The organism is Cerasibacillus sp. JNUCC 74, assembly GCF_053667775.1.
Window position 1 is genome coordinate 1,525,436 of the sequence record NZ_CM132207.1, and the last position, 16,272, is coordinate 1,541,707.

Here is a 16,272-nt window from a genome sequence, read left to right on the forward strand (position 1 = left end):
AACTAGGAAAAATAGTTACCTCGTTGTTTTTGCTTTAGAGATGGTCAAGCAACGGTGCTGGGAATCCAGCTCAGCTCATAACCATAATGAAGTATGGAGATCTATAGGGTCTATTTGACTACCATCCAATACTTTTGATCATGCTTCCGCAACAGTCTTTCGGTCACGATTCGTACCTTTTAATACTTCTTTAGAACATAGACCTAACTTTACAGATGCCTTTATAACATGTGTATCAGGTGCAATGGTAATTAACTCTCGAGACTTCCAGTGAATACCTATGTAGATTTCCATAACGTGTAGCCAATAATAAATGATCTTTGAACCTGAAAGATAAAGCTCACATGGATTCTAACACCGATCTTTTGTTACTAACCACAAAAACGACAAAATGATTACTATGCTACTATTATAAAAGGTCGAAAAAAATTATAGAGCAGCTAACACTAGAACAGACCTCATGACTGTAGGCATACCCTTTGCTACCCTTATGGGCAATGCAGGAGCAAATAGGCTATCTATAAACGCATTATGGGGTATAAAGATAGAACGGATAAAGTATACACACACAAAGACATGAAGTACACCGCACTTTATTATTTTAAGCGCATTTCATACTCGTATTCAAAATTTTATAATCTAGTAGTATTATCGATCAAAAATCCGAATAATCCTGATTTATAGAATATGAAAGGATTCGATAGTTATACAATAACTACATAAGAAATGGAGTTTTCGAGGGATGGTTTTAATCTTGGTCAATATCCGAGTTCAAAAAGTAAATGTCCATGTAAACAAAGACTTATCATTGTAGAATTTTAACTCTTATGCATATGTACAACCAGCTGGGATTGTTGCTGTCATATTTTTAGTTTTATAAATTTGCTATATTAACTTTGTAGTAACGGTATATTAAGTTAAATAATACGATGGAATCTCTAATCTATTAGCTAAAATATTTTTATTAATGGTAAATATTCCGTTTTTTTCGTTATAATGGTAACAGTACATGTGTAATTTGATGAAAGGGGAGATAAAGTGAAGATTCAAGATTATCGAAAACCGAATTATCCAATTGATCCAATATATATACGAAGGTGGTCTCCAAGAGCGTTTTTATCAAAGGATATTACCAAAGATGATTTGAATAGTTTATTTGAAGCAGCTAAATGGGCACCGTCTGCAGCAAATATGCAGCCATGGCGTTTTATTATAGCTAAGCAAGATGCGGATAAAAAGAAATTTTTATCATTTATTGATGAGTCTAATGTAATTTGGTGTAAGCATGCACCTGTATTGGTAGCTATCATTTCTAAAACGGATAGGAAGCGTCCGGGCAGTAAGAACCCGACTCATGCTTTTGATACGGGAGCTGCTTGGGGATTTTTAGCATTAGAGGCAGCGCGAAAGGGAATTTCAACACATGCGATGGGAGGATTTGATCGAGTAAAAGCAAAGCAAGTATTAGAGATTCCAGATAATTATGCTATTCATGCTATTGTTGCCATTGGATATCAAGGGGATAAGCAAGCTCTTCCGGAAAGTTTACAGCAACGGGAAGTACCATCTACTAGGAAAAATCGAGGAATTTGTTTTTGAAGGTAGTTTTGAAAATCGGTAAGTATGGTTACTTATTTTTGGTATAGTTCAACCAAAAGCTAGGATACATCAATTAAATATAAAAGATGACACGTCACCATGTATCATCTTTTTTTATGCACATGTACGTTAGATTATTTGTAGTAATCTATGTTTAAAAATTCAAGCAAAAGTTACAATTTAAAAAACTTCTCTCCACTTCCTTATTATTTACATTAAAGAAAGGATATGTTATGAAGCCTAACAATTCGTTTAATAACCCTGTATTTTATGTTTCAGCTTGTTTTGTGTTACTGCTCGTAGTTATAGGAGCAATCATGCCAGTTAAATTTGGCAAGGCAGCAGAAAAATTATTTAACTTTACAACAATCAATTTTGGATGGTTTTATTTATTATCCATATTTATCTTTATCATATTTTTAATCGTGCTTTCCTTGAGCAAATACGGAAAAATAAAATTAGGAGCAGCTGATTCGAAGCCAGAATACTCCTTTTTTACTTGGATCGGCATGCTGTTTTCAGCTGGTTTTGGCGCTGGATTAGTTTTTTGGGGAGTAGCGGAACCAATGAGTCATTTTTTAAAAACCCCTTTTCCTGAATTAGAAGCGATGACGGAAGAGTCTGCAAGAATAGCAATGGGGTATGCTTTTTTTCACTGGGGAATTAGTCAGTGGTCTGTATTTGCTGTTGTGGGTTTAGTAATAGCGTATCTACAGTTTAAGAAAAAGCGGAGAGGATTAATTTCAACATCTATCCAGCCTATTATTGGAAGAAATAAATTAATTGCTGGTACAGTTGATTCATTGGCGGTTGTCGCAACAGTAATGGGAGTTGCAACATCATTAGGTTTAGGTATATTGCAAATGAACGGTGGGCTAAAATCAGTCTTTGATGTACCTTCATCTATTTGGGTGCAAATGATTATTGCTGGAGTCATGTTAATGACGTATTTAATTTCTTCGAGTACTGGGTTGGATAGAGGAATTAAATGGTTAAGTAATATTAATCTTGGATTATGCTTATTGTTGCTTGTTTTTGTCTTTTTAGCAGGACCAACTGTATTTATCTTAAATACATTTGTTTTAGGATTAGGGGATTATTTTTCTAATTTTATTCAATATAGTCTGCGGCTTACTCCGTATACTGGGGACACATGGGTAAGGGAATGGACCATATTCTATTGGGCATGGTCTACCGCTTGGTCTCCATTCGTTGGTGCATTTGTAGCTCGGGTATCAAGGGGACGGAGCATTAGACAATATGTCATCGGTGTGTTAGTAGTGTCCCCGGCTATTGCTTGTGTCTGGATTGCCGCTTTTGGGGGAACAGCAATATTCAATGATTTAATGAATGGCACATCAATAGCAGAGGCTGTTCATGCGGATATTGCCGTAGCACTATTTGAAACATATCAGCATCTGCCAATGACCACCATTCTTTCTATACTTTCTATATTTCTAATATTTACTTTTATTGTCACTTCTGCAGATTCTGCGACGTATATTTTAGGTTCAATGACATCAAGAGGTAGTTTAAATCCGGCATTAATTACGAAAATAGTTTGGGGTCTTCTAATCACAGCAATTGCTGTTGTACTTCTTTTAGCAGGTGGGTTAGAAGCACTGCAAACCGCTTCATTAATTTCAGCATTGCCATTTACTGTTATATTACTAATTATGGTAGTTTCCTTCACCAAAATGATTAATGAGGACTATAAGAAAGCTAAACAAAGGGAAGATGGTGATTAAAAGAAAAAAGCAGAACTATATGTTGCTTGAAAACTTTATCCTTGAAGGAATGATTAACGGCTTAATTAAGAAGGTTAATAAAAGCGTATACTTATTAAACCACCATAGCTGCTAGTTATTTATGTTGAAATAAAGTAAAAAACAAGGTGATACTTTGACGTAACTATTTAAAGTTGCTATAATGAAAAGAAATAAAAACGTAAATTATTTATTTTCTAGGGTTCCGCAAAAATATGTTTTGGTCTGGACCAAGAGAAAATGCACATTTATGTGTACACGGAGGGATAAAAGCCCGGGAGGATATCGGATTTTGGATATCTTTCCGAGCTTTTTTATGTTAGAAAGTATTAAAGCATGAAAGTAATTTCGCCGTGGAAACAATTTTATTGCTTTCAAAGAAGTGCATTCCAATAGTGATAGTCAGGTTCTCGTTATTTTACTATACACTAGTTTACGCTAAAATTTAGCCTATTAAAACAGAAACTTGAGGTGAATATTGATGAATAGAGACTGGAATATTGTTTTTCTTGCAGGTCTTTTTGAAATAGGCTGGGTTATTGGATTAAAACATTCCACAACCTGGATAGAATGGGGATTAACTATATTGGCAATTTATATTAGTATGCATTTACTTGTAATTGCTTCACGAAGATTACCTGTAGGAACAAGTTATGCAGTTTTTACAGGAATAGGAACATCAGGAACTGTAATTGCAGAAATTGTTTTATTTGGTGAAGCCATTCGCTTAATAAAAATAGCACTTATTTTGTTATTAATTACTGGCGTGTTTGGACTTAAAATGGTCACCCCAGAAAAAGATAAAGGAGAGGTATCCTCATGAACTGGGTTGTTCTATTGTTAGCAGGTTTTAGTGAAGTAATCGGCGTTATGGGAATTAATAAAGTTAATCAAAAAGCAGATAAAACTTCGTTTATATGGTTATTTGGCGGATTTGGCTTAAGCTTCACATTGTTAGGTATTGCAATGGAGACGATTCCTATGAGTACTGCTTATGCGGTCTGGACTGGAATGGGTACGGTAGGGAGTGCACTAGCTGGAATGCTGTTTTTTCAGGAATCAAAAGACTGGCGGCGATTATTATTCATAAGTATGATATTGTGTGCAGCAGTTGGTTTAAAGTCGATCTCTTAGGATGTTTAATAAGCCTTATTAACGGATATACACTACTAAGTCGTAACATTATAAGGGAGTGCAGATCATGGATTTGAATAAAGAACTGAAGCGACTAGCAGCGGTTCATAGAGAAAGTCCAAGTAAAGTTTTTACAATGTATTTAAACACGGACCCCTCTGATCCTGAACAACAAGGGGGAGAATGGAAGATACAATTTAAAAACGGCATGCGCAACTTTGAACAGTATTTAAAAGAAGCAGATAATAAAGAAGAATTAAATTGTTTCCAACAAGTAAAACAGCAAGTAGAAAAATATATTCGGATGAATGAACAACAATTTCGCCGTGGTATTATTCTTATTACAACAGCAGATGAAGAAGTTTGGTTCGCTGTAAGGGTACAAATGCGTTTGAAAACAGTCTTTTTCTGGCAAGAAACACCAGTATTGGATCAATTGAAAAAATTGAAGGAACAATACCCAAAATCAGGAATCATTCTTGTTCAACAAAATAAAGTGAAATTAATGGAAGCTTATTTAAATGAGGTTGAAGCGGTAAAAATGTATGAATTTGACTTGGAAATTGATGATTGGCGTGAAAAAACAACGATAGAACCTGGTAATCCAACACTTCAAAAAGATGACTTATACGCTCGTTTTGAAGCAAATAAACAACGTTGGTATAAAAAAATTGCTCCTGAAATGGATAAGTTAGCCGCAGATAAACAATGGGAAAAAGTATTTATCGTTGGAGAACCAGGTCAGGCACAAGCATTTCAAGATCAGATGAATAAATCACCAGATGAAGTAATTAATAAAAACATGCTCGATCATCAAAAATCTAACATATTAAAAGAGATATTTGGTTAAAAAAGAGTCTGTGCAGACTCTTTTTACACTTTAAGTACTCTGATTTGAAATGGTAACATCTTTATGTATAAGTGATGGTTAGGCAATCACGAATGTCAAGCGTAGCTCTCAATTAACGATGGAGTGATAAGATAAAAAATACTGGTAATAAAGAAAGGAAAAGAGAGATAGTGATATAAAATACAGCTTGCTTTAGCTTTTGATGTAACAATAGCTGTAATGTTTCATTGCCAAATGTGGAAAAAGTGGTATAAGCACCGCAAAAACCTACTCCTAACAGCAACCACCAATTTTGAGAAAGCATGCCATTAAGTTGTAAATGAACTAAAAATGCTAGAAGGATGGAGCCGGTAATATTCGCTCCCCATGTTCCAATTAATCTTTTTTGTGCTAATAAAGATAACTCATAACGCAGAATACTTCCAAAAAATCCACCAACAGCTACTAATAAAAAACTCAACTTTTTGCCTTCTCTCTATTACCTATTCCCACTTTATATCCCGCTAAGCAAAATAGAAGCCCTCCAACTACACTAATCATAATATAGAGTACTGCTAATATTTTGGTTGAATTCCATAGCGCTATGGTTTCTACACTAAAAGTAGAAAAAGTAGTAAAAGATCCAATTAACCCCACCGTTAAAGCGGTAAATATAGAAGTAGGGAGAAGTTTCTTTATATGATTTTGATGTACTAAAAAACTAAGCAAAAAACACCCAAATAAATTTGTACATAACGTCGCAATGGGAAAGCCTTCTTCTGTTAATAAAACAGATATGCCATACCTTCCCATTGCACCGACCGCTCCACCTAGTCCAATTATTACGGTTAATTTGAGGTTAGAGTTGCTTTGCATCTGGGGCACCTTCCATAAATTTCAAATTTATGTCCTTCAATGGAGTAATCAGCTAATACTTCTTTGACTTCATCGATCGGACAAATTTCAATTTTCTTTGTTTTCCCACAATCCCTACATATAAAGTGATGATGGTGATCTTGAGAACAATTCATACGGAAATGCTTTTCCCCATTTAATTCAGTTGTTTCCAAAATTTCTAATTGATGAAATAAGTGGAGGTTTCGATATATCGTATCAAAACTGATCCCGGGATATTTTTTTTCCAAATGGGTACAAAGATCTTTAGCAGTACGGTATCCGTCCACTTGCTCAAAAAAGGAGAGGATATCTTTTCGTTTGCTTGTTATTTTATATCCTTTTTTCTGTAAAAGTTCGATCGCTTCATTTTTGTTCATTAAGCTTCCCTCACTTTTTAGTTAAAGCGCATATTCAAAAAGAGAAGAAATAGACCAAGTTCGTTAAGATCGCAGGCGTCCATGAAAAAACGCGATGAATCGGTACCGAAGTATGTCCTGTCGATTCAAATCAATCGGATATTTAGATGCCGTTTTCTTAGCACTTTGATTTTTTAATTGCAAAACCATTAAAACGAAAGAATTACGACACCTTACATGTCGGAGTTTAACTACTTCTTCCTCTGTAAAGTCAAGCTGTACTACTTCCTATTTTACTCCTTCTTCGCTTTATAAACATAACGAATAACAAAATAAGTATCGATGTCATAACAATGGTGCCGCCTGATGGTATTCTTAAATAATACCCGGTGACTAATCCTATAATAACAGCAATTTCACCAAATACAATAGACAACATAACCATTTGTTTAAAACCTTTTGCTAATCGCATACTAGCAGCAACGGGTAATGTCATTAGTGCAGATACAAGTAACACGCCCACAATTCGAATGGAAGCAGCGATAACAAGTGCTGTTAACACGATAAACAAAAGATGAATCGCTTTAGAATGCAGTCCAGATATCGTTGCATATTCCTCATCAAAGGAAAGCGCAAATAATTCTTTATAAAATAATAGAATGATCACAACGATAAAGAAAGAAATTACTGCAATCGAGTAAAAATCATTTCTACTCACTGCGGATACAGACCCGAATAAATAATTAAATAAATCTGTATTAAATCCATTTGCGATGGAAATAAAAATAACGCTAAGTCCAACTCCTCCAGAAAGGATAATGGGAATTGCTATCTCTTGATAGGCTTTATAAACGCCTCTTAGCTTTTCAATTAATATGGAGCCAATCACAGAAAAGGCCATACCGCTATATAAAGGGCTAAGCATAATGGCAAATTTCTTCTCCATTAATAGTCCAAAAGCTATCCCGGCTAATGTAACATGTGATAGTGCATCAGCTAATAATGATAGCCGTCTAACAACAATAAATGTTCCTAACAACGGAGCAATAATCCCAATTAAAATCCCTGTAAAAAATGTATTACGTAAAAAATCATATTCTAAAAAGTCTGCTAGCATACCGTTTCCTCCAAATTAATGATCGTGTTTAACAATATTTACTTGATGTCCGTATAGTTGAGACAGGTCTTTTTCAGGTAACGATTTATATTCAGCCCGCTTACCATGAAAATGTAATGTTTTATTAAGGCATGCGATATGTGTAGCCTGTTCAGTTATTGTTCCGGTATCATGCGTAACCATTAACATCGTAATTCCCTGCTTTTGGTTTAATCGATCAAGCAGATCATAAAATCGTTGAACGTTTTTACGATCCACTCCTACAGTCGGTTCATCTAAGATTAATAATTCAGGCTCACTAACGAGAGATCTGGCTATAAAAATACGCTGTTGCTGTCCCCCTGATAAATTACCAATATTTTCATGTGTATAAGCTTCCATATCTACTTGTTTAAGCGCTTGATATATTTTTTCTTTATGCTTACGTGTGAAAAATTTTAAATAGCCAATTTTTGCAGTTAATCCCATAGAGACAACTTCGAATACGGTAGCAGGGAACCCCTTATTAAATGTATTCGCTTTTTGTGAAACATAGCCGATTTTATTCCAAGCAGAAAATTTGTTCACTGATTCACCAAAAAGCTCAATAGATCCCGTATCAGGCTTTTCTAAACCAAGAATTAGTTTAATGAGAGTTGTTTTACCTCCGCCGTTTGGACCGATTAGCCCCACAAATGAACCCTTAGGGATGGTAAAGTAAATATTCTCCAATACTTTTTTGTTTTCATAGGTGAAGCTAACATTTTTGATTGATACGATCTTTTCCCTCATCGTAGAACTCCTTTAATTTAATTTTTACACAGTCATTTTGTTACTTTATCAAGAATAAGCAAATTTTGTTTCATTAATGAAAGATAATCTTCATTATTACGAATGTCTTTTTCTGTTCGTGTGGATAAGTTATGAATCGTTACTGCTGTTGCGTCCATATGTTTTTGAATGATCTCGGCAATGCGATTAGAACTGTTTTGTTCAAAAATCAAATAATCGAGCTTGTATTGTTTTGCTTGTTCAATAATATGGACTAAATCTTTTTGGGAAGGCTCATTGCTGGAAGATATGCCGCTAATAGCGATTTGCTCTAATCCATAACGTTCTTCCCAATACCCATATGCAGCGTGAGAAACAAGAATATGCTTGTTTTCTTTAGCATGTAACACTTGTTGAAAATCACGATCTAACTTTATTAATTGTTTTTTGAGTTGTTTAAAGTTTTGGTTATACAATGCTTGTTGCTCCGGATTTAATTTGACTAATTGATTTTTAATAATTTCCGACATCTCCATCATTCGTAACGGATCCAACCAAATATGTGGGTCATGACCTCCGTGATCATGACCATCATGAGAATGATCGTGTTCATCATCGTGAGAATGATTAATCTTTTCATGAGGCAGGCTATGCTCATCATCGTGAGAAAGACTACTCTTGTCATGAGACGGTCTATTCTTATGCGTATTAGCAGCAGCAAATAATGATTCGTGTTTTCCAATTTCAACAAGGGTTACATCTTCTCTGGCTAAGGCATCTGCAATACTTTCAGCAAAGCCTTCTAAGCCTGCTCCCATATAAATAAATGCATCGCTTTTCGCGATATCGGTAACGTCTTTTGAAGCAGGTTCATACGTATGTGCATCCACACCTGGGGGATAGATAGAATTTACTTTTACAGTTTCCCCGCCAATTTGTTCAACTGCAAATTGTAAGGGATAGATAGAAGTATATATAGTTAAATCAGAATTATTCTTTGGCTGAGAAGTACTTTTTGTGCAACCCATTAATATAAAATTGAATATGCCAAACAAAATTATCAATATGAACAACTTTTTCACAACGTGTCCTCCCACAGACTAAAATCTGTTATTATAATATCGTAATCATTCTGAAATGTAAATAGTAATGATTCCGATTTGTTTTTTGTGAAGAGACTAATGTTAAAATTCTAATCCCATGTATACCAACTGATTCATCTATGTTTAGAGCTAGTAAATGAATATGAATCATGTAAAGGGATAAAAAGGCAAAAAGGAAGTGGAAGAAATCTATTTTAGATAGTAATTCACATGTGATAAAGGAATGAAAAGTACACATGAATAGTGTACAAACTGCGAACTTCTAACGGAAGTGAAATTTCATTCAAGGAGTGCTTTTCTCCTTGAAAAACCGCGGTATATTACTTCGTAGCTTTCCTTGTCCTTGAAAAAGGAAAGCACTTTTTCTGCGTGCGATGCTTATTCAGGAAGTCTTACTTGTTCTGTCGCCACGAACGAATGGGAATGTAGGAGCCGTTTTTTCATAAAGTTCGTAAAATATTTTTCAAATGGCAAAATACGGATGCTGACATGTGGGATAAGAAAACATGCCTCAAAAAACAGGGGGATGTCGACGCTTTTAGTAGGCTTAGAGCCGATGGTGACTTATTATCGGAAGAAAATCGTAATTTACTAAGTTTGAGCGCTTGAACTATAGAAGTAAATATCATTTCATTCCTCACTAATAGAAAAAGCTTGCTGAAGTTCTCTCTTAGGATGAGAAGATAGGGTAAGAAAACTAGCCACTTGTTATGTTTTCCGTATAGAAGCTTAAAAATTTTTGCTAATCCCTTTATTAAAAACTTATGATTTATTGTTGCGAAATGTCAGTAAATACATTATAGTAATAATTAAGTGATAGGAGACTATCTTTTTATTTTTGAAACAAAATGAATGAGTATTCATTCAAATTGCGGATGGGAGGATAAATGATGAAGCAATCAATCAGGCGTGCTGCTGTTTTAGGCTCTGGAATCATGGGCTCTGGAATTGCTGCTCACTTGGCTAATATTGGTATTCCAACTTTAATGCTTGATATTGTACCAAAACAATTAACAAAGGAAGAAGAACAAAAGGGGCTAACGTTAAAAGATCCAATTGTACGTAATCGAATTGCTGCACAAAGTAAAAAAGCATTATTAAAGCAAAAGCCTTCACCAATTACAACAAAAGAAAGCCTTGATTTAATTGAAATCGGTAATATGGAAGATGATATGGAAAGGCTTGCTGACGTAGATTGGATTATCGAAGTGGTCGTTGAAAATTTAGAGATAAAGAAAAACGTACTAGCAAATATAGATAAATATCGAAAACAAGGAACTATTGTAAGTTCAAATACATCTGGTGTTTCTATTGAAGCAATGTCGATTGAGTGTTCCGAGGATTTTCGTAAACATTTTCTCGGTACACATTTTTTTAACCCGCCACGCTATATGAAACTACTTGAAATTATACCGACAAAAGATACGGAACCTCAGGTACTCGAGTTTATGAAACGCTTTGGCGAGGATGTCTTAGGAAAAGGCGTTGTCATTGCAAAAGATACACCAAACTTTATTGCTAACCGCATTGGAACATATGGTTTGCTTGTAACCGTTCAAGAGATGCTTAAAGGAAAGTATAGTGTAGGGGAAGTAGATTCTGTAACTGGTCCATTGATAGGCAGACCAAAGAGTGCAACTTTTCGTACATTAGATGTAGTAGGTCTCGATACATTTATTAATGTGGCTCATAATGTTTTTGAACAAGTAGAAGGAAGCGAAAAGAAGTTATTTTCTGTTCCAAGCTTTATGTTGAAAATGAAGGAAAAAGGCTGGTTGGGTGCTAAAAGTGGCCAAGGTTTTTACCTGAAGAAAAAAGATAAAGCAGGGAGTACGATCTATGAGTTAAACCCAGAAACGTTGGAATATGAAGACCGAAATAAATTAAAAACCGCCGCTATAGAAATGGCGAAGCAGCAAAAAGACTCACATCGTAAATTGAAAACGCTTCTATCACAAAAAGGGGATCGAGCTGGTGACCTTGTTTGGTCAATATTAAAGCCGGTGCTTATCTACTCCGCTGAATTAACGGGAGAAATTGCAGATGATATATTAGCGATTGATAATGCAATGAAATGGGGCTTCGGTTGGGAGCATGGACCATTTGAAACATGGGATGCAATTGGACTGCGAGCATCTGTAGAAAGAATGCAGGCAGAGGGAGAGAAAATTCCTGATTGGGTCTTACAGCTTCTAGCTGATGGTAATGAATCATTTTATAAAAAAGATAATGGCAATGTGTACTACTATGATAAAGGAACGTATAAACAAAATGTGGTGAATAAAAAAGAAATTAATTTGCGTCTATTAAAAGATGTTCAAGGGGTCATTAAAAAGAATACTGGCGCTAGTTTAATAGATTTAGGAGATGGTGTTGCTTGTTTGGAGTTTCATTCCAAGAGCAATGCTATTGGGTTAGATATCATCCAAATGGTAAATTTTGCGATTGAAGAAGTAGATAAAAACTTTGAAGGACTGGTTATTGGTAACCAAGGAAAGAACTTTTGTGTTGGAGCGAACTTAGCGATGATGCTGATGGAAGCTCAAGATGATAACTTTTTTGAATTAGATATGGTCATTCGTCATTTTCAAAATATGACAATGGAAATTAAATATGCAAACAAACCGGTAGTTGTAGCACCATTTAATATTACAGTTGGCGGGGGGGCAGAAGTAACGTTACCGGCTGCATCTATCCAGGCTTCAGCAGAGACGTATATGGGACTAGTAGAATTTGGAGTTGGCTTAATTCCTGGTGGTGGTGGAACGAAGGAATTGTATTTAAAACAGCTTAGACAATTGCCAAAGGGAATTAAATTTGACTTATCAAAAGTCGCTAATGATGTTTTTGAAAAAGTGGCTACTGCTAAAGTATCAACTTCTGCCGCAGAAGCACGTGAATACGGTTTCTTAGATCAAGGGGATCGCATCAGTGTTAATGCTGACCATTTATTGCATGATGCAAAAGAAAATGTGTTAGCGCTTGTGAATTCAGGGTACCGTCCTCCAAAACCCGAAAAGATTCCAGTAGTTGGTGATGCTGGATATGCGGCAATGGTGCTGGGAGCAAAAAATCTATATCTAAGTGGATATGCATCCGAACATGATCTGAAAATTGCTGAAAAGCTGGCATATGTATTATCAGGTGGCAGAATCAAAGAGGGGACGGAAATTGATGAACAGGCAATGCTTGATTTAGAAAGAGAAGCGTTTCTGAGTCTAATCGGGGAGCCAAAAACACAACAGCGGATGCAACACATGTTATTAAAAGGAAAACCACTACGTAATTAAAGGAAAAGGGGGAAACATGGTGAAGGAAGCAGTAATTGTTGCAGGAGCAAGAACCCCTGTAGGGAAAGCAAAGAAAGGGTCGCTTGCTACTTCTCGTCCGGATGATTTAGCAGCATTAACGATAAAGGATACATTAAAACGTGCAGGCGGGTATGATGGGAATATTGATGATGTCATTATTGGATGTGCCATGCCAGAAGCAGAGCAAGGCATGAATATGGCAAGAAATATTGCGGGGTTAGCCGGTTTAAAGCATGATGTTCCGGGTATAACGATTAACCGTTATTGTTCTTCAGGTTTACAAAGCATTGCTTACGCTGCTGAGCAAATTATGATTGGGGCAAGTGATACGATCATTGCTGGCGGTACAGAATCAATGAGCCTCATCCCAATGGGCGGACATGTTATAAAACCAAACTCAACGTTAGTTCAAGATGCTCCGGGATATTATATGGGGATGGGACATACTGCAGAGGAAGTTGCCAATCGCTTTCAAATTTCTAGAGAAGCTCAAGATGCGTTCGCTGTAAGGAGTCATGAACGAGCTGCAAAAGCGATTGAAGAAGGGAAATTTAACGACGAAATTGTACCTGTAGAAATAACGCATCGCTTCCTTAATGATAAAAACAAGCCACAAGAAAAAACGATTACATTTTCCATGGATGAAGGAGTTCGTCCGGACACCTCGATGGAAGTGCTGAGAAAGCTGAGACCGGCGTTTCATGTGAAAGGAACAGTAACCGCTGGAAATTCTTCGCAAATGAGTGATGGAGCAGCTTCGGTATTAGTGATGGATCGTGATAAAGCTGAAGCAGAGGGATTAACACCAATAGTTAAATTTAGATCGTTTGCTGTAGCAGGAGTAGAACCAGAGATTATGGGGGTAGGACCAATTGCCGCTGTTCCTAAGGCGCTACAAATTGCTGGACTTGAGTTATCGGATATCGGTCTGTTTGAATTAAATGAAGCGTTTGCTTCGCAAGCTGTACGTGTTATTCAAGAGCTGGACTTAGATATTGATAAAGTGAATGTAAATGGCGGAGCGATTGCACTTGGTCATCCATTAGGCATGACAGGCACGAAACTGACGCTTACCTTAATGCATGAGATGAAGCGCAAACAAGTTCAATTTGGGGTTGTTACGATGTGTATAGGTGGCGGCATGGGAGCAGCAGGGGTATTTGAACTGATCTAAAATCTATAAATAAGCTAGAAAAGGGGTAGAGAAAATGAGTGAAACAAAGGAAAAAGTATTTAAAGGCGGCGGTTTTTTAGTTGAAGATTTAACGGCAAATGATGTTATTACACCAGAGGATTTTAATGATGAGCATAAAATGATTGCCAAGACAACGGCAGAATTTGTTGCAGGTGAAGTGTTGCCAAAAGTCGATAACTTAGAAAATCATGAGTTTGAATATTCGGTGGAGTTATTGAAAAAAGCAGGAGAACTCGGATTATTGGGTGCGGACATACCTGAAGAATACGGGGGCTTGGCACTTGATAAAATCAGTTCTTCCTTGATCACCGAAAAATTTGCACGTGCGGGCGGTTTTTCTGTCACGCATGGTGCACATGTTGGTATTGGTACATTACCAATCGTATTCTTCGGAAGTGATAAGCAAAAAAAGAAGTATTTGCCAAAGCTTGCGACGGGTGAATTGCTAGCTGCATATGCATTAACAGAGCCTGGTTCAGGGTCAGATGCTTTAGGAGCAAAAGCAACAGCAAAGTTAAATGATGCTGGAACACATTATATTCTAAATGGGGAAAAGCAGTGGATTACGAACTCTGCATTTGCAGATGTATTTATTGTCTACGCTAAAATTGATGGGGAACATTTTTCAGCATTTATTGTTGAAAGAGAATTTCCGGGCGTTTCAACTGGACCTGAAGAAAAGAAGATGGGAATAAAAAGTTCTTCTACACGTACTTTAATTTTAGAAGATGCTGAGGTTCCGGTTGAAAATTTACTGGGTGAAAAAGGACGCGGACACATCATTGCATTTAATATTTTAAATGTGGGTCGTTATAAGCTGGCAATTGGTGGTGTCGGCGGGGCTAAAATAGGTTTGGAATTAGCAACCAAATATGTGAATGAACGTAAACAATTTAATCAGCCGATTTCCAGCTTTTCATTAACACAGGAAAAGCTGGCTACGATGGCTAGTGAAACGTATGCTAATGAGAGTGCTGTTTATCGTACGGTTGGTTTATTTGAGCAGCGGATGGGTGCACTTACAGAGGAACAACTAAATGATGGGAGAGAGGTTGCTAGAGCAATTGCTGAGTACCAAATTGAATGTTCCATGAACAAATATATGTGTACGGAGTTGCTTGATTATGTAGCAGATGAAGCTGTACAATTACATGGCGGCTATGGATTTATGCAAGAGTATGAAGTTGAGCGTATGTACCGCGATTCACGAATTAACCGTATCTTTGAGGGAACGAACGAAATAAACCGTTTGCTAGTTCCTGGCACACTATTGAAAAAAGCATTAAAAGGTGAGCTGCCACTTTTACAAAAAGCTCAAAGCCTGCAAGAAGAATTAATGATGCTTATGCCAGAAGAAGTAGGTACGGAAACATTGGAACAAGAAAAGTATTTATTAAAAAATGCGAAGAAAATTGTATTAATGGTCGCTGGGTTAGCGGCGCAAAAGTATATGCAGCAGATCGAAAAGGAGCAAGAGATTCTAGTAAACTTGGCTGATATGGTTGCTGAAGTTTACAATATGGAGTCTGCCATCCTTCGTACCGAAAAGGCAATACAAAAAACAGGGAAAGAAAAGAATAAGCAGAAGCTCCTTTACACACAAGTTTATGTTCAAGAAGCATTTAACCGAATTGAAGCGGATGCAAAAGAAACATTAATCGCTGTAGAAGAAGGAGATACATTACGAATGTTGCTTTCTTCTTTACGCAAACTAACAAGACACACACCTGTAAACGTTATAGCGAAAAAGCGCGAGATTGCTGCTGTAATTATTGAAGAAGAAAAATATGTACTGTAAAACAGAAAGAAAAGCTGCTGCCTTTTAGAAGACAGCAGCTTTTTTACATGTGTAAAAATTTGAAATGAATTGGTGACGAATATCGATTTTAAGCTTTATGTATAAGCGAGGGATTAGTTCTAAAAGCTAAGTTTCGCTGTATACGCTTTTTAAAATTAAATGCAAGAAGTACCAAGATTTCATTATTTGTCATTTCATTCGTATTTTCGTTCATGATTTTGCTATAATAATAGTATATGTTCAAAAAGAAGATAAAAATAACCGAAACATTTTAGTCGACACTGTTTCAACAAGTAAAATGGCATTTGATATATGCATAGTATAGAAACAGAGACAAGGGAAAGCCGTTCCCTTTTTTACACTATAGGAAAGTATAAAACCTTATGGTTATAAGAAAAACGGTAGCTTTCGCCATAA

At 36.2% G+C, this 16,272-nt stretch carries 15 protein-coding genes and 1 riboswitch; of the genes, 8 read left to right on the forward strand and 7 right to left on the reverse strand.

Going from position 1 to position 16,272, the window contains the following annotated elements; genetic code table 11:
* Window positions 1-138: 138 nt before the first annotated feature.
* The gene (locus JNUCC74_RS06665) at window positions 139-294 is read right to left on the reverse strand and encodes a hypothetical protein (RefSeq protein ID WP_454067402.1); all 156 of its coding nucleotides are present in this window, start codon (window positions 292-294) and stop codon (window positions 139-141) included.
* 744 nt (window positions 295-1,038) lie between these two features.
* Between JNUCC74_RS06665 and JNUCC74_RS06670 the strand changes: the two genes are divergently transcribed.
* The 5 genes from JNUCC74_RS06670 (at window position 1,039) to JNUCC74_RS06690 (ending at window position 5,349) form a co-directional block, all read left to right on the forward strand.
* On the forward strand, window positions 1,039-1,599 hold the full coding sequence (locus tag JNUCC74_RS06670) for a nitroreductase family protein (RefSeq protein ID WP_454067403.1): 561 nt from the start codon (window positions 1,039-1,041) through the stop codon (window positions 1,597-1,599).
* Window positions 1,600-1,832: 233 nt separating this feature from the next.
* Window positions 1,833-3,347 carry a BCCT family transporter gene (locus tag JNUCC74_RS06675; protein ID WP_454067404.1) on the forward strand — a complete coding sequence of 505 codons (1,515 nt, stop codon included), beginning with the start codon at window positions 1,833-1,835 and terminating at the stop codon, window positions 3,345-3,347.
* A gap of 204 nt (window positions 3,348-3,551) precedes the next feature.
* Window positions 3,552-3,648, forward strand: a riboswitch (guanidine-I (ykkC/yxkD leader).
* A 198-nt stretch (window positions 3,649-3,846) separates the two neighbouring features.
* Window positions 3,847-4,188, forward strand: a complete 342-nt coding sequence (locus JNUCC74_RS06680; RefSeq protein WP_454067405.1) for a DMT family transporter — start codon at window positions 3,847-3,849, stop codon at window positions 4,186-4,188.
* A complete protein-coding gene (locus tag JNUCC74_RS06685) occupies window positions 4,185-4,499 on the forward strand; it encodes a DMT family transporter (RefSeq protein WP_077320108.1) in 315 nt (104 codons plus the stop codon). The genes JNUCC74_RS06680 and JNUCC74_RS06685 overlap by 4 nt, the downstream gene beginning before the upstream one ends.
* A 67-nt stretch (window positions 4,500-4,566) precedes the next feature.
* Window positions 4,567-5,349: a VLRF1 family aeRF1-type release factor gene (locus tag JNUCC74_RS06690; RefSeq protein ID WP_454067406.1), complete on the forward strand. Its 783-nt coding sequence runs from the start codon at window positions 4,567-4,569 to the stop codon at window positions 5,347-5,349.
* Window positions 5,350-5,461: 112 nt separating this feature from the next.
* On the opposite strand, the gene crcB is transcribed toward JNUCC74_RS06690, so the two are convergent.
* The 6 genes from crcB to JNUCC74_RS06720 all read right to left on the reverse strand — a co-directional run bounded on the left by crcB (window position 5,462) and on the right by JNUCC74_RS06720 (window position 9,530).
* Window positions 5,462-5,809, reverse strand: a complete 348-nt coding sequence (gene crcB / locus JNUCC74_RS06695) for a fluoride efflux transporter CrcB (RefSeq protein WP_077320110.1) — start codon at window positions 5,807-5,809, stop codon at window positions 5,462-5,464.
* Window positions 5,806-6,204 carry a fluoride efflux transporter FluC gene (locus tag JNUCC74_RS06700; protein ID WP_454067407.1) on the reverse strand — a complete coding sequence of 133 codons (399 nt, stop codon included), beginning with the start codon at window positions 6,202-6,204 and terminating at the stop codon, window positions 5,806-5,808. Before JNUCC74_RS06700 ends, crcB begins: the two co-directional genes overlap by 4 nt.
* Window positions 6,177-6,602, reverse strand: coding sequence for a Fur family transcriptional regulator (locus tag JNUCC74_RS06705; RefSeq protein WP_077320112.1), 426 nt, complete (start codon window positions 6,600-6,602; stop codon window positions 6,177-6,179). The genes JNUCC74_RS06700 and JNUCC74_RS06705 overlap by 28 nt, the downstream gene beginning before the upstream one ends.
* A 250-nt stretch (window positions 6,603-6,852) precedes the next feature.
* Window positions 6,853-7,698, reverse strand: coding sequence for a metal ABC transporter permease (locus tag JNUCC74_RS06710; protein WP_077320113.1), 846 nt, complete (start codon window positions 7,696-7,698; stop codon window positions 6,853-6,855).
* A gap of 15 nt (window positions 7,699-7,713) precedes the next feature.
* Complete coding sequence (locus JNUCC74_RS06715) at window positions 7,714-8,469, reverse strand: metal ABC transporter ATP-binding protein (RefSeq protein WP_077320114.1); 756 nt, start codon at window positions 8,467-8,469, stop codon at window positions 7,714-7,716.
* A gap of 32 nt (window positions 8,470-8,501) precedes the next feature.
* Window positions 8,502-9,530 carry a metal ABC transporter solute-binding protein, Zn/Mn family gene (locus JNUCC74_RS06720; RefSeq protein ID WP_454067408.1) on the reverse strand — a complete coding sequence of 343 codons (1,029 nt, stop codon included), beginning with the start codon at window positions 9,528-9,530 and terminating at the stop codon, window positions 8,502-8,504.
* Window positions 9,531-10,441: 911 nt separating this feature from the next.
* Here JNUCC74_RS06720 and JNUCC74_RS06725 point away from each other — a divergent pair.
* Genes JNUCC74_RS06725 through JNUCC74_RS06735 form a run of 3 tightly spaced genes read left to right on the forward strand, consistent with a single transcriptional unit; the run spans window position 10,442 to window position 15,855 of the window.
* Window positions 10,442-12,841: a 3-hydroxyacyl-CoA dehydrogenase/enoyl-CoA hydratase family protein gene (locus JNUCC74_RS06725; RefSeq protein WP_454067409.1), complete on the forward strand. Its 2,400-nt coding sequence runs from the start codon at window positions 10,442-10,444 to the stop codon at window positions 12,839-12,841.
* Window positions 12,842-12,860: 19 nt separating this feature from the next.
* Complete coding sequence (locus tag JNUCC74_RS06730) at window positions 12,861-14,036, forward strand: acetyl-CoA C-acetyltransferase (protein ID WP_454067410.1); 1,176 nt, start codon at window positions 12,861-12,863, stop codon at window positions 14,034-14,036.
* 34 nt (window positions 14,037-14,070) lie between these two features.
* Window positions 14,071-15,855, forward strand: coding sequence for an acyl-CoA dehydrogenase family protein (locus JNUCC74_RS06735; protein WP_077320117.1), 1,785 nt, complete (start codon window positions 14,071-14,073; stop codon window positions 15,853-15,855).
* Window positions 15,856-16,272 lie beyond the last annotated feature (417 nt).

Excerpts from the sequence above, each read along its gene's own strand:
- JNUCC74_RS06665 (WP_454067402.1), bottom strand. The coding sequence starts at position 294 with ATGGAAATCTACATAGGTATTCACTGGAAGTCTCGAGAGTTAATTACC.
- JNUCC74_RS06675 (WP_454067404.1), top strand. The coding sequence starts at position 1,833 with ATGAAGCCTAACAATTCGTTTAATAACCCTGTATTTTATGTTTCAGCT.
- JNUCC74_RS06680 (WP_454067405.1), top strand. The coding sequence starts at position 3,847 with ATGAATAGAGACTGGAATATTGTTTTTCTTGCAGGTCTTTTTGAAATA.
- JNUCC74_RS06685 (WP_077320108.1), top strand. The coding sequence starts at position 4,185 with ATGAACTGGGTTGTTCTATTGTTAGCAGGTTTTAGTGAAGTAATCGGC.
- JNUCC74_RS06690 (WP_454067406.1), top strand. The coding sequence starts at position 4,567 with ATGGATTTGAATAAAGAACTGAAGCGACTAGCAGCGGTTCATAGAGAA.
- JNUCC74_RS06700 (WP_454067407.1), bottom strand. The coding sequence starts at position 6,204 with ATGCAAAGCAACTCTAACCTCAAATTAACCGTAATAATTGGACTAGGT.
- JNUCC74_RS06705 (WP_077320112.1), bottom strand. The coding sequence starts at position 6,602 with ATGAACAAAAATGAAGCGATCGAACTTTTACAGAAAAAAGGATATAAA.
- JNUCC74_RS06710 (WP_077320113.1), bottom strand. The coding sequence starts at position 7,698 with ATGCTAGCAGACTTTTTAGAATATGATTTTTTACGTAATACATTTTTT.
- JNUCC74_RS06715 (WP_077320114.1), bottom strand. The coding sequence starts at position 8,469 with ATGAGGGAAAAGATCGTATCAATCAAAAATGTTAGCTTCACCTATGAA.
- JNUCC74_RS06725 (WP_454067409.1), top strand. The coding sequence starts at position 10,442 with ATGAAGCAATCAATCAGGCGTGCTGCTGTTTTAGGCTCTGGAATCATG.
- JNUCC74_RS06735 (WP_077320117.1), top strand. The coding sequence starts at position 14,071 with ATGAGTGAAACAAAGGAAAAAGTATTTAAAGGCGGCGGTTTTTTAGTT.